Consider the following 13,327-nt stretch of genomic DNA (forward strand, 5'->3'; position numbering starts at 1 on the left):
TCTTTTCGTCATGAATCGATTATATAAACTATATGTGCTGGTGGGCCTGCTGATCGTGTCGGCAGCCTGCACCAAGGATCTACTCGATCAGGTGCCGACCACCCAGCTTTCGGCTGAGCTGTTCTGGAAAACGACCGCAGATGCTGTAGCGGCGGTGAATGGCGTGTACGAAGCGAATCGGACCACATTTGACCGCGATTACTACTTCGACGGGGCCGGTGAGTTCATGCATACGCGTGGTACCAGCAATAACCAGGGTTCATTCAGTCCCAGTGGTCTGGGGTCCAATGGCAACTTCGGTTTTTTATGGGGCGATTGCTACCGGGCCATTAACCGGGCGAACTACGTGCTGGGCAACATAGGTACGTTGCGGGCAACCACCACCGCCCCCGCTGATTTGGCCCTGATGAACCGGCTGGTGGCCGAAACACGTTTTCTGCGGGCCATCAACTATTTCCGCCTTATCGACTTGTGGGGCGACGTACCGTATTTCACGAACAAGCTGAACGGTAATGCCGAGGCGTACACATTGAGCCGTATGCCCCGCGCCGTTGTGAAAGACTCGATCCTGGCTGATCTGAATTATGCCGCGTCTGTTTTACCGGAAACTTACTCGGGCGATAACCTGGGACGGGCCTCTAAATTGGCGGCCTGGGCATTCAGCGGTAAAGTGAACCTGTTCTGGGCCAGCTGGATGAAAAACGAAGGCAACGCATCGGAAGCACAGAAACACTTCACGGCGGCAGCGGCTGATTTCAAGAAGATCATCGACAAGAACATCCCGCTTTTCCGGAATGGTGACCCCGGTCCGGCCGACAATCCGAACTACTGGCATCTGTTTCAGTATTTCAATGAATACGACCCCGAAATCATCTTCTCGGTGCAGTTTGGCGGCCCACTCCTGAGCCAGGGCGAAGAACTCTCGCGTGACTTTGGGAATCGTAATACGGGCTTCGGCCAGGTTTGGGTAGCCCCGACATTCCGGCTGGCAAACCGGTACCAGCTCACCAGCACAGGCGATTTTGCCCCTCCCCTGGTGCTGAGCCGCACCACTACGCTGCTCAACAGCGCCACGAATCCGAAATCATACGAAGGGCGCGACTACCGCATGCGGGCCACGATGGTCTGGGACGGCCAGAAAATGGTGCAACTGTCGACCGACGGCCTGACCGTTCTGCCCGACAGCCTGCCATTCCGTTTTGGCAACCGCGACGGGGTAACGGCCATCAACTACGACGGCGCTCCGGCCGGGTACGTGTTCCGCAAGTGGGTACGTCAAACCGGTGGCATTGGTCGTAGCGATGGACCACAGGACATCTACCTAATGCGCCTGCCCGACGTGTGGCTGATGTATGCTGAAGCGGTTAACGAATTGAGCGGCCCAACGCCTGAGCTGTTTACGCTGCTGAACCGCATTCGTCGCCGGGGGAATCTACCCGCGCTGAATGCCGCCAAGTTTGCCTCAAAAACGGAATTTTTCAAGGCCATCGAGCAGGAGCGCATCATTGAACTGGTGGGCGAAGGCCAACGCTTCTTCGACATTCGCCGCTGGAAAAAAGCGGAAGAAATCTGGCCAGCCCCAAGCGGACAGGTGTTGTACGACACCCAGGGCACCCGCATCCGCGACGAGTTTGTCAACTCCGATCTGCGCACCTACCAGCGGTATTACATCTTCCAGATTCCGCCCGCCGAGATCGAAGTAAACTCAAAAATCATTCAGAACATACCCTGGCTATAACCTGATCCTGTCTATCACCATGAAACGTTCCATTCTTTATACGTACCTGGGAATCATTGCCTTGCTGGGACTATGCGCCTGCGGCAAAGATCCCATTGATGACGCTGGTCTGCTGATCACCCAGCGCTCCCAATGCTACATGACCTCGTTCGATCTGCTCGGTTCTGACCACCGCACTGTGCTGGTCAGTGGCCAAACCAAAGTAGATACAACGGCCCTGACCGTGACGGCCATTGCTAAATTCGGCACCAACATGCAACGGGTAAAACCGTTTTGCAGCCTGGTGAGCGATGCCATCGTGGATGCTCCCATGGGCGTCTGGACCGACTTCACCCAGCCTCAACTGTATACGGTGATTTCGGGGAACCGGCAAGTGCGCAAAACATACACTGTCACGGTCACTCTTCAAAAATAACCACCATGCGCCAACCCCTACTATTGTTGATTCCGGCCGTTGTGGCCCTGCTGGCCGTTGGTTGCCAGAAAAGTGTAGAGCCTGAGCAGCCCCTTAAGAATGATCTGCTGAAGAAAACGGTCGGTCCTGCTATTGTGGGTGACCGGATCGAGTTTGCCTACGCCATCGGAACGCTGGAAGGCGATCTGAAAAACGTACGGGCCGAAGCCACCGTAGCGGGTGGGCCGGGAACCGGATTTAGCCGCAACTCGTGGTACACGAACTACAGCACCGGCGTTGACCAGCCCAAACAAACCGCCACCGATACGCTGACAAACGGAAACGTATCAACGGCCAACATCCTGGATGTGGCGACCAACAAAGCCGTTACGCTGCGTTACTATTATTACCCGACTGCTGATTCGCAGGGAAAAGACGTGTCGTTCCGGTTTAGCGGGACCAACTCCACGGGTAAAGAGGTCAGCATTCAGTCGCCGAACTACCGCATCAGCAGCATGGACATGAAACGGTCTATCGTGCTGGGCGACGGTGCCAAAGCGTATGTGTCGCTGGCCGACATGACTGCCTATACAAAGGCGGAAGTGGAGCAGAATAACCTCGCCAACAAGATCGACTTCGTGTATGTGTACCGGCCAACGATCAACACGTTTGCGTTCGGTCATGCCATCGTGGCCCCGTCAAACCCAACGTACCTGGCCGACGTAACGCTGCCAACCGGCCTGGCCAAACCCCGCACGGCGATCGACAAGCGGGTAGATGTGAAAGACGCCCAATTACGCGGAACCGCCGGTTTCGACGTGTTTATCGACGACATCGACTTGCAACAAACCACCTTTACCAACGCCGCCGATTACGCTTACGGCCTGGCTGCCGATCAGGGTGCGTTCGTTAAATCGGCCGATGGTACCTACGCTGCTTATGTGTATGTCAACGCCGTAAACAACACGGCCAAGACCATGACGGTGAGCATCAAACGGTTGAAGTTGAAATAGGGGATTTGGCTGGCTGGTTGATTGGTTAACTGGATGATTGGTTGACTAGTTGCTTCTCGTGCGGGCCCTTCGACTAGGCGTCCCCGACAGGCTCAGGGCACGACGCGAAGCAAGTAACCACCAAACCAGCGAACCGATTAACCAGTCACCTAATCAACCACTCAACCTATTACCCCAATTCCCCAAATCATGACTAAACCAGGGCAACGACTGGCACTATCAATAGGCTTTCTGCTGATTACCTGCGTGTTGAGCGCTACAGCTCAGAAACCATCGACGTTCCTGCTGGACGGGGCGCTATTGCAGGCTAACAAAACGCGTATGCAGCAGGGTGATAAGCCGTTGCTGGCCGCGAAACAGGCATTGCTGGTAATGGCCGATAAGGCGATGACGAAGCCCGTTCATTCGGTAGTCGAGAAGACGAAAACGCCACCCAGCGGCGACAAGCACGATTACATGAGCGTTGGCCCCTACTGGTGGCCCGACTCGACAAAGCCCAACGGCTTGCCCTACATTCGAAAAGATGGACAGATCAACCCCGAACGCTACGCCATTCAGGACGGAACGTACCTGAACGCGCTTTGCGATGATGTGCAGGTACTGGCGCTGGCCTACTACTTCTCGAACGACGAGAAATATGCCCGTCGCGCGGCCGAGTTGCTCCGTGTCTGGTTCCTGAACAGCGACACGCGCATGAACCCAAACCTGAACTACGGGCAGGCCATTCCGGGCATTACCGAAGGGCGAGGCATCGGCCTGATCGATACGCGTATGCTGGCTAAACTGGTTGATGCGGTTCAATTGCTGAAGGTCTCAAAGGCCTGGCCACAACCTGATCAGGTGGCCTTGCAAAGCTGGTTCCGGCAATTCATGAACTGGATGCTGACCAGTCCGGTGGGAAAAGACGAAGAAGACGAGCACAACAACCACGGCACGTATTACGATTTCCAGACGGTTGCCTTTGCCCTTTTCCTCGGTGATAAACCGCTGGCAAAGCAGATGATCGAACAGAAGACGATGAAGCGAATTCAGAGTCAGTTGAAAGACGATGGCAGCCAGCCACACGAATTGGCGCGCACGCTCACCTGGGGCTATTCGCTGATGAACCTGAAAGGCTTTTTCGGGCTGGCGCAACTAGCCGAAGCGGCCGACGTTGACCTCTGGAACTACGAAACGCCCGACGGCAAGAGCATCAAAAAAGCGTATTTCTGGATGCTCCCCTACGCCAACGGCGAGAAACCCTGGACGTTCCAGCAGATCAAGGACCTGCATCGGGAAGAATTTCTCCCCGTAAAAGCCGTCGCCGAATCGAAATACAAACGAGCTAACAACGCGGCCGCCGCATCCAACTATACCGGGGATACCAGTTTGTTTGCGCTCACGAATTCGCTGTTTTAGGTGCGTTGATTGGTTGGCTGGTTGATTGGTTGATTGCTTTGCGCTCTAGGCCCTTCGACAGGCTCAGGGTGACAAGACACGTCCAGCAGGTGCATGACGACCTTGGGTGGGAGTGGTCCGCCACTCCGCTGTCTCCCTGAGTCTGTCGAATGGCCTAGAGCGCAAAGCAGCCAACCAGTTAACCAGCCAACCAATCAACTACTCCGTACTCAACATGAAACTTCTTTTCATTACTCTCCTCTTCACGCTATCCACCACGTTCACAGCCACCGCGCAGGAGGCGAATCTGCTCAGCGGGAAATTCACGCAGCAACAGCTCAAGGCCGTTTTGATCCCGCAGGCGAAGTGGGTGCCTTTTCCCAAACGCGACGACCGCTCCGGTTGGGCCAAAGCCGATCAGACTATGATGAGGGGGTATGTGAAGAAGGCAGAAACGTACCTGACGTATCAATGGCCGTACATTCCCGCTACGAAATCACTACTCATCGAACGAACCGGCGACCGGGACGAATATCAGGCAATCAGCTTCGAGAAACGGGAAGTGCTGGGTACGTTGCTGCTGGCCGAGATCTACGAAAACAAGGGTCGGTTCGTTGATCAGATCATCGACGGTGTCTGGTCGATCTGCGAGGAATCATTCTGGGGAGCCCCCGCTCACTTGCCCAAATCCAAAGCCTATTCGGGCCTGATGGACGTGTCGAAACCGTTTGTCGAGCTGTTTTCGGCCGAAACGGCAACGTACCTGGCCTGGGTCGATTATTATCTGGGTGATAAACTGGACGCCGTGTCGCCGCAGATTCGGAAACGGATCTATACCGAAACCAACGCCCGGATTTTCCTGCCGCTGATGACGCAGCCCCACGGTTGGATGGCAAAAAATGCCAACGGTCGCGCACCCAATAACTGGAATCCGTGGATCTGCTCAAACTGGCTGAATGCGGTGCTCCTGCTGGAAAAAGACGACGACAAACGGGCGGCCTCGGTTGCCAAGTTGCTTAACGTGCTCGATCAGTTTGTCAATCCATACCCGCAGGATGGCGGTTGCGATGAAGGTCCGAGCTACTGGGGAGCTGCCGCTGCGTCGTTGTTCGATAACCTGGCCCTGCTGAACACCGCCAGCAACGATGCTTTTGCCTACGTGTATGCCGATGAGAAATTTCGAAATATGGGTCGGTTCATTTACCGCGCCCAGATCAGCGACCGTTACTTTTTAAACTTCGCCGACGCCGACCCGCAACCCGGTATGGCTGCTACGATGATCTATCGCTACGGAAAAGCGATCAACGACCCGGATATGATGCGGTTCGGGGCGTATTACTTTAAACCAGAAGATGGGTCCGTGGGGAAGTTTCATTACTTCCGTCATTTCTACGCCCTCTTCATGCAGGACGAGTTTCGAAGCGCGGTCAAGGGACTACCCCTTCCGCAAAACGTCTGGTTACCCGACCTTCAGGTCTTCGCCGCCCGCGATCAGGTTGGCACGACCAATGGTTTTTACGTAGCCGCCAAAGGGGGAAATAACGACGAGAGTCACAACCATAACGACATTGGCAATTACGTGGTGTATTACGACGGCCAACCGCTCCTGATCGACGTTGGCCGGGGTACGTATACCCGTAAAACCTTCAGCGACAAGCGGTACGACATCTGGTACAACTGCTCAGACTACCATAGCCTGCCCACCATCAACGGCCAGAACCAGCTGCCCGGTCCTCAGTTCAAAGCCAGCAACGTGACTTATAAAACCGGTGATGCGTTTACCCAATTTGGCGTGAACATCGAACAGGCCTACCCTAAAGAAGCGGGCGTTACAAGCTGGCAACGCACAGTTCGGCTTAATCGGGGCAAGAACGTACAGATCAATGACGTGTTCAAACTGGCAAACGCATCCGGGATTGTCCAGCACCTGATGACCTGCTACCCAACTGAGTTGGGGAAACCCGGCGAGTTGATCGTTCATTATGCGCCTAAGGGCGGTAAGGCCAGCGATTTCGTGGTGGCCTACAACCCAAAGCAATTTCAGGCGTCTGTGGAAAAAGTAACACTCGACCAACCCGAAGACCGGGGAATCATCACCAAATGGGGTGATACCATCTACCGGATCAACCTGAAATCACTGGCTCCTAAAACCGCTGACCAGCAGTTGTTTACAGTTGGCAGGAAGTAAGATAAACGGTTAACAAAAGGGCGTTAGGCTTCAGAAACCTGTCTGAAACCTAACGCCCGATGGCTTATGGTAAACATCCTTATTTGATCTCCAGCCGCTCAGTGAATTGCTTCTGGTCAGGACCATACACGAAGGTGTAGTCGCCGCTTGGCAGTGAGCTCAGATCGAAGCGGTGTACTTCACCATCGCTACCGAACGACTTGGTAAACACCAGATCATTCATACGATCATAGATAGCCACGTTGAAGGTTTTAACACCGGGCATCACCACTTCAAACTTATTCTTGGCGTAGGTCACCAGCGTAGGGCGAACCACTTCAGTTACGTTTTGCGCGTCGACCAAAACCTGATCGTTGCGTACCAGAATGCCCTGCGACATCCAGACGTCGTTGTTGGTGGCGGTTACGTAATAACGGCCGTCTGGCAGGTTAGCCAGGTTCAGCGATGTACCCCGGTTATCTTTAGCACGGAGTGTTCCTGTATACAGAACCGTTCCGGCCTGATCAATTACCGCTACATCGAGCGTTGCTCCAACGGGCGTCTGCAAACGTATTTTTTTAGTTGCTGATTTTACTATCTGAACCGGTGCATTTTTAGCTGGTGTCTCAGCCACGGCAGTTCCTGCGGCGGCGAACGATAATGCTACGGCGAGCATGGCGATTGTTGTGCGAATCTGTTTCATTGTTGATGTACAGTTGTTTTTGACTGCGACAAAGGTGGGCGTCGAACTGATTTAAATGCAAGCATAAAAACCTTGATTAACAGTAACTTAACCAAAGTTCTTGATTCTGTGCAAGTCGTTAACTGAATCGTTGTACGAAAAAAGAGAATGTGCAATAGATTCCTTATTTCGCTACACGGTTACATTTTTGGCCTTACTCAGACAAAGTAGGACATTAGCCGGAATCATGTAAAAACAATACTACTTCCGTCCTATTTGTACTTTTTTAAGAAAATGAGCCGTTCGAATTGACTGATCATAATTGAGCCATTTGCCACCTTCAATCAAGTCGATCTGCCATCGTGAACACCAGCGAGTGAGCGATTAAGTTGAGTAGTGGGTGTCAATCAACGCACATCTGCGGCGCCTTAACTGAGTACGTCCCGCGATTAAGCAGGCTACCTGTTGGCTGGGTACATCCTGCCGACTGGCAGATCAGCTGCGTTGACTACCGGATCGCTACCTATCCTAACGCTCGTTAATCTGTCTCTGCACCGATAGCCGGGCAATCCAGACGTACAGGCTTTTCGTAGTCTAAGTAACGCGCCCCTGAACGCTTAAACTACCCCAACCTTCTACTGACTAACTAGACGCTTTCCTGTCAATTCGCTTTCTTTACGCCGTTATGAAAAAATACAGTATCTGGCTCTTATTTGCGTTGACCGCCTTGCTTTCCACGCAGTGTCGAACCACTCAGCTTCGGTCTACTCCCGTGGGCCGTATCATCAACGAAGGATTTATTACCTGTTTTGAGGCTGGTCTGGCCGAGGGGAAAACCTGGTGCGAGGCGTCGGCCGTGCTGGCGCAGGGCGAGCGGCTCTACCTTGCCAACGATAAAGACATGCCCGCGCCCCGGTCATCGGTCTTTTATGTGAGATGGCCCAAAGGCGATACCACACGCACCGGCCTGGACCCATCGAGCCCCATTTACCTGGATCAGCCGGTGTTGCGAACGGCCCATAAATTTGAAGAGTTTACCCAGAGCCCCAACCAGAAATGGACCTTCCTGACCACGGCCTTCGACCGGGTGAAGCCAGGTTCAACCGATTTCGACGGCTACAATATGCTGCTGGCCTGGCACCCCGGTCAGGAAGGGGACGTGCGCATTGTTGGAACGGCCAAAGGTGGTGTTGCCTCGCTGGAACTGCGAAAGCAAATTCAGCAAACCCTGGGCGGCTCGCCCTATTTTAAGATTGAAGGACTGGCGGCTACCAATACGCATCTCTGGTTTGGGGTGCGTGAACAGGGCGAACACTACGAAAAATTCGATTACCGTATTACGCTCCTGAAAGCCAAATACCGGAGTGCAGAGGGCCCGGGCGGGGGTCGTGGGGTAATGATTGATAAGCCGGTCTTCGTTCGCAATTTCGAGGTGGGCGATGTTGATGCCGCCCTGCCGAAACCACTCGCCATTTCCAGCATTGAGTATGACCCCTATCGGGAGTGTTTCTGGATACTGACTTCGTTTGAGCAGGGGACCACCATCGGGGCCTACATATGGGTGATTTCAGAAAAAGCCATGCAAACCAACGGTGATCTTCAACTGGTACGTACCCAGGATGGCAAACCGCTGACCTTCACCCACAAAGCAGAAGACATGACCTTCACCGACCGAAATACGCTCTTTATCATTCATGACGACGACCGGGTACGTACCCGAATCGGTCAACGCGAGCGGCAGCCAAACCAGGCGGCCTATAGCGTGGTGAAGGTGAATTAAGCCGTCAGCTTAGTCTCTACACGAACTGGCCCTGCTGAGTTCGTGTAGAGACTAAGCTGACCTGCCTCAGGTACGTTGTTTTACAGACTCAAGTGCCCGTCTATGGCAAGCGCCTTGAATTGCCGGGTAAGGTCGGTGAGTGACTCTTCAACGCCCATTCGCTCCAGAGACGAAGCCCCCACAAATCCCTGCACGTTCGAGCGCTCCAGCACAATCCGAACATCATCCGGTGTATTGATAGGGCCTCCGTGCGCCAGGAAGAATATGGACGGATTAACCGACTTACCCGCATCAATGATTTGCTGGGTACGTTCAATGGCTTCGTCCATTGAACAGGTTGCTTCCGTAACGCCAATGGACCCACCCACGGTCGTTCCCACATGGGCGATAATGGCGTCGGCCCCCGCCTCAGCCATTTGCCGGGCTTCGTCGGGAGTAGCAACGTAGACGATCGAGAACAACTCCATTTTACTGGCCAGACGCACCATCTCAACCTCCTTGTCGAAACCCATGCCCGTTTCCTCCAACACGCGACGGAAATGTCCGTCGACAATGCAATGAGTGGGAAAATTGTTGACACCTGAAAAGCCCATGTCCTTCACTTTCAGCAGGTGGTGCCACATCCGACGCCGGGGGTCTGAGCCGTGTACGCCGCAGATAACGGGAATTTCCTCTACCACAGGCAGCACCTCAAACTCACCGATCTCCATCGCAACGGCGTTGGCATCACCAAAGGCCATCAGCCCCGCCGTTGAGCCATGCCCCGACATCCGGAACCGCCCCGAGTTATAGATGATCAGCAGATCGGCCCCGCCCTTCTCGATGAACTTGGCACTGATGCCGGTTCCCGCCCCGGCGGCAATAATGGCTTTGTTTTGATCAAGGGTAGCTTGCAGGCGGCTCCGGACTTCTTCTCTGGTGTAGGGATTTCCTTTCCCGGTCCATGGATTTGGCATATGATGTACGTTAGTGTGTTTTCAAGAGGGCAAGTAAGCTATTGACGAGGAACGCCGAAAACGGCTTTTCATTAATATGTGCCGGTAACTCCAGCAATTGAACGGTATCCGATAAATTGGCCCGAATGGCATCGAAGAGACTAGTGTCGAGATCCGGCCGATAAAAATCATGCCCCTCGTCGTCGAGTTGGGAAACGCCTCGTAACGGCAGTACTACCGTCACCGCCGCGCTGGCCTGGTTTACCTTTTGGGCTAGCTGCTGGCCCAGCACCACATTCTCGGCAGCATCCGTTCGCATCAGCGTTACATTCGGAGCCCAGCTATACAGGTGACGATGGCGATACGGAGCAGGTACCGAATCGGGGTGGCCGAAGTTGACCATGTCGAGGCAGCCCGGCACCACTACCTGCGGAATGCCCGCCCTACCCGCTGCCAGCAAGCGGTCGGGTCCGGCACTGCAAATACCGCCGCAAAGGTGATCGGCCAGTTCGGTTGTGGTGATATCGAGCACGGCCATAAACTGGCCATCGGCAATCAGGCTCTCCATGGTGCGGCCCCCTACGCCGTTGGCATGGAACGCAATAACCTCATACCCGTGCCCTTCCAGCAGCGCAATGCACTGCTCAACGCAAGGGGTTGTATTGCCAAACATACTAACGGCGATTCGTCCCATCTGGTTAGCGCGGGCGGGTTGACCGATTGCCGTCATTGCGCAAACGGCCACCGCAGCCTGTTCAACCAGTTGCGCTAACATGCCGTTGAAGCCAGCCACATCAACAACCGACGGCATCAGCACAATGTCTTTCGTGCCCACCTGTCGGCTCAGATCATTGGCCGCCATCGTAGACAGGCAGAGCTTGGGAACGCCAAACGGGATGGGCTGCATGGCCGCCAAAGCAATAAACGTACCCCCGCCGCCACCCATCCCGATTGCTCCCTTTACCCGACCAGAATCAACCAGTTCGGCCATAATAGCGGCCGCACCCGCGCCCATACTGTCGATGGCCCGGCCCCGGTCGCGGCTCCGCCGTATCTCGGCCAGCGAAAAACCCGCCCGCTGCGCCACCTCTTCAGCCGGGTAGTCGATGGGAAAGTCGACGGTCGTTTCCATCACGCCCGTGTTGATCGTCAGGACAAACTCTCCCCTGGCCAGCAGGCAGTTCCTCAAAAAGGAAAAGGCGGCAGCTTTCGTATCAAAACACCCGATAATGACAATCGCTTCAGACATATAGGGGGTCGTTCGTTGACTATACTGGCCGCTCTGCCTGGCCAGGTATGCTTGCTCAAAATGGCGAAAACGTGGCTGGATGCGTCTTCCTTATACTAAATTTCCAGCGTGGCAAATAGCAGATGCCGAAGAAACTCGAGCAGCGAAGCATCGGCATCCCCCCCGCCAAAATCGGTTAGAGAAGGCAGGTATCGCATAAAAAACGACTGATAATGAGCCGTTTCAATAATTGAACTGGCCTGCGAACGAGCATACGGATAATTGGGGCGGTACTCAAGAATTAAAGCCGCAATACGCGCTGTCAGGTCTTTATAGGGTTTGAACAACTGCTGACTATTATCTTCGGTAACATGGCGGGTAAGATAGGCCTTACTGGCTTCACAGATGACAATATTATGCAAGGCTACCAGGTCAATATCATCGGGTGTAGCCGGTGTTGACACATTCGTTTGCAGAAGCACCCGAAGCACACGCTCCAGCTTCTCATGGTTATCGGTCAGGTTATTTGTTTCGAACATCACCTGAAAATCAAGCCATTGCCAGTACCAGTCGATCAGGTATAGTAGCAGGCGATGCTTGTTTTCGAAATACCGGTAAATGCTGGCCTCCTTTGTGCCCATCCGGTCGGCAAGCTTTCGGAAGGTTGTTTCCTCAAAACCAATCTCGTCGATCAGCAAAATGCCCTGACGGATTATACGACGCCCTAACTCTGACTGTTCCGGGTCGCGAAGGAACAGCTTTTCATTCATACGTACCTGAACGGAATACTCCATGCGCGGACTTAGGGTGTAATTATGAATACAATCATAAATGTATAACAAACTTTTTTGAATCAAAGTTACGTTATCAAATAAGATAGCTTTACTATCAATTCATTAAAGCCGTCTTAAAATTAGATGTATGAATTCAGCCTTAACTCCACCACCATCTCCCCTTCAGCGACTGATTCGTCTGCTGAGTACGGAGCGCCGAGACATCTGGTACGTTTATTTATATGCCATTGTAGCGGGCCTCATCAGTCTTTCGTTGCCGCTGGGTATCCAGGCCGTGTTCAATCTGGTGTCGGGCGGTATGGTTTTCAGTTCGGTGTACGTACTGATTGGTCTGGTCGTGATCGGCGTTATCATCAGCGGGTTGATTCTTGTTGGGCAGCAGATAATCGTAGAGGTGCTGCAACAGCGGATCTTCGTGAAAGCAGCCTTTGAGTTTACGTATCGCCTGCCTCGGATTCAGCCCGAAAGCCTCGAAGGAACGTACCCACCGGAACTGATGAACCGTTTTTTCGACGTGCTTACCATTCAGAAAGGACTTCCTAAATTATTGATCGACCTTACGGCGGCGGTGGTGCAGATTCTGTTCGGCATCATCCTGCTCTCTTTCTACCATCCGGTATTTATCGCGTTTGGCCTGATTACGCTGCTCGTAGTGGGCGGGTTGATCGGGTTGTTTGGCCGAAGTGCCCTGAAAACCAGCCTGAGCGAATCGAAATACAAATACAAACTGGTGGCCTGGCTCGAAAACATGGCCAGCCGACTGACCGAACTGCGTGAGAAAAAACAGACCAGCGATCTGATGGCCCATACCGATGAGTATGTGGCGCAGTATATCAATTACCGGAATGCGCACTTTCAGGTCTTAAAACGCTTCTATTACAGTGCCGTGGCGTTTAAGACGGTAATTACGGGCGGGCTGCTGATTCTGGGCACAACACTGGTGGTTGGCCGCGAAATGACCCTGGGCCAGTTTGTGGCAGCCGAACTGGTTATTGTTCTCATTACCAGCTCTGTAGACAAGCTCATTATGAATATCGACGTAGTGTATGATCTCATGACAGCCGCCGAGAAAATTGGTCAGGTTACCGATTTACCACTAACCAATGAAAAGATGTCAGTAAACAGTGAGCAGTGAGGCATGGCTGCGTTGAAGAACGTACCCGCACGATGCCGGACTACCTTATTTGCTACTAACTGCTCACTTTTCCCGATACCTGTA

General features: G+C 53.5%; 11 protein-coding genes. 7 read left to right on the top strand and 4 right to left on the bottom strand.

Annotated features, from left to right (window positions below):
- Positions 1-10 precede the first annotated feature (10 nt).
- From J2I46_RS05455 to J2I46_RS05475, 5 genes are all read left to right on the top strand, one after another.
- Positions 11-1,738 (top strand): RagB/SusD family nutrient uptake outer membrane protein, encoded by a 1,728-nt coding sequence (locus tag J2I46_RS05455; protein ID WP_207327898.1) that lies wholly within the window; start codon positions 11-13, stop codon positions 1,736-1,738.
- A 19-nt stretch (positions 1,739-1,757) separates the two neighbouring features.
- Complete coding sequence (locus tag J2I46_RS05460; RefSeq protein ID WP_207327900.1) at positions 1,758-2,153, top strand: SGBP N-terminal domain-containing protein; 396 nt, start codon at positions 1,758-1,760, stop codon at positions 2,151-2,153.
- Between the two features lie 5 nt (positions 2,154-2,158).
- Positions 2,159-3,145: a DUF4466 family protein gene (locus J2I46_RS05465; protein WP_207327902.1), complete on the top strand. Its 987-nt coding sequence runs from the start codon at positions 2,159-2,161 to the stop codon at positions 3,143-3,145.
- Between the two features lie 189 nt (positions 3,146-3,334).
- Positions 3,335-4,543 carry an alginate lyase family protein gene (locus J2I46_RS05470; protein WP_207327904.1) on the top strand — a complete coding sequence of 403 codons (1,209 nt, stop codon included), beginning with the start codon at positions 3,335-3,337 and terminating at the stop codon, positions 4,541-4,543.
- Positions 4,544-4,757: 214 nt separating this feature from the next.
- Entirely contained in the window at positions 4,758-6,710 is a 1,953-nt protein-coding gene (locus J2I46_RS05475) for a heparinase II/III domain-containing protein (protein WP_207327906.1), read from the top strand.
- Between the two features lie 79 nt (positions 6,711-6,789).
- On the opposite strand, the gene J2I46_RS05480 is transcribed toward J2I46_RS05475, so the two are convergent.
- Positions 6,790-7,392, bottom strand: coding sequence for a T9SS type A sorting domain-containing protein (locus tag J2I46_RS05480; protein ID WP_207327908.1), 603 nt, complete (start codon positions 7,390-7,392; stop codon positions 6,790-6,792).
- Between the two features lie 664 nt (positions 7,393-8,056).
- Here J2I46_RS05480 and J2I46_RS05485 point away from each other — a divergent pair.
- Entirely contained in the window at positions 8,057-9,151 is a 1,095-nt protein-coding gene (locus J2I46_RS05485) for a hypothetical protein (protein WP_207327910.1), read from the top strand.
- An 80-nt stretch (positions 9,152-9,231) separates the two neighbouring features.
- On the opposite strand, the gene J2I46_RS05490 is transcribed toward J2I46_RS05485, so the two are convergent.
- The 3 genes from J2I46_RS05490 to J2I46_RS05500 form a co-directional block, all read right to left on the bottom strand.
- Complete coding sequence (locus tag J2I46_RS05490) at positions 9,232-10,107, bottom strand: phosphoenolpyruvate hydrolase family protein (protein WP_207327912.1); 876 nt, start codon at positions 10,105-10,107, stop codon at positions 9,232-9,234.
- Between the two features lie 10 nt (positions 10,108-10,117).
- A complete protein-coding gene (locus J2I46_RS05495) occupies positions 10,118-11,335 on the bottom strand; it encodes a Tm-1-like ATP-binding domain-containing protein (protein ID WP_207327915.1) in 1,218 nt (405 codons plus the stop codon).
- Positions 11,336-11,430: 95 nt separating this feature from the next.
- Positions 11,431-12,108 (bottom strand): TetR/AcrR family transcriptional regulator, encoded by a 678-nt coding sequence (locus J2I46_RS05500; RefSeq protein WP_207327918.1) that lies wholly within the window; start codon positions 12,106-12,108, stop codon positions 11,431-11,433.
- Positions 12,109-12,235: 127 nt separating this feature from the next.
- Between J2I46_RS05500 and J2I46_RS05505 the strand changes: the two genes are divergently transcribed.
- Positions 12,236-13,243, top strand: coding sequence for an ABC transporter transmembrane domain-containing protein (locus J2I46_RS05505; RefSeq protein WP_207327920.1), 1,008 nt, complete (start codon positions 12,236-12,238; stop codon positions 13,241-13,243).
- The last annotated feature ends 84 nt before the right edge of the window (positions 13,244-13,327 follow it).

Origin of the sequence: Fibrella forsythiae (assembly GCF_017353175.1) — a bacterium.
GTDB classification, from domain to species: domain Bacteria; phylum Bacteroidota; class Bacteroidia; order Cytophagales; family Spirosomataceae; genus Fibrella; species Fibrella forsythiae.

Coding starts and splice junctions, on each gene's coding strand:
- J2I46_RS05485 (WP_207327910.1), top strand. CDS start 8,057: ATGAAAAAATACAGTATCTGGCTCTTATTTGCGTTGACCGCCTTGCTT.
- J2I46_RS05490 (WP_207327912.1), bottom strand. CDS start 10,107: ATGCCAAATCCATGGACCGGGAAAGGAAATCCCTACACCAGAGAAGAA.
- J2I46_RS05495 (WP_207327915.1), bottom strand. CDS start 11,335: ATGTCTGAAGCGATTGTCATTATCGGGTGTTTTGATACGAAAGCTGCC.
- J2I46_RS05505 (WP_207327920.1), top strand. CDS start 12,236: ATGAATTCAGCCTTAACTCCACCACCATCTCCCCTTCAGCGACTGATT.
- J2I46_RS05465 (WP_207327902.1), top strand. CDS start 2,159: ATGCGCCAACCCCTACTATTGTTGATTCCGGCCGTTGTGGCCCTGCTG.
- J2I46_RS05455 (WP_207327898.1), top strand. CDS start 11: ATGAATCGATTATATAAACTATATGTGCTGGTGGGCCTGCTGATCGTG.
- J2I46_RS05500 (WP_207327918.1), bottom strand. CDS start 12,108: ATGGAGTATTCCGTTCAGGTACGTATGAATGAAAAGCTGTTCCTTCGC.
- J2I46_RS05480 (WP_207327908.1), bottom strand. CDS start 7,392: ATGAAACAGATTCGCACAACAATCGCCATGCTCGCCGTAGCATTATCG.
- J2I46_RS05470 (WP_207327904.1), top strand. CDS start 3,335: ATGACTAAACCAGGGCAACGACTGGCACTATCAATAGGCTTTCTGCTG.
- J2I46_RS05460 (WP_207327900.1), top strand. CDS start 1,758: ATGAAACGTTCCATTCTTTATACGTACCTGGGAATCATTGCCTTGCTG.
- J2I46_RS05475 (WP_207327906.1), top strand. CDS start 4,758: ATGAAACTTCTTTTCATTACTCTCCTCTTCACGCTATCCACCACGTTC.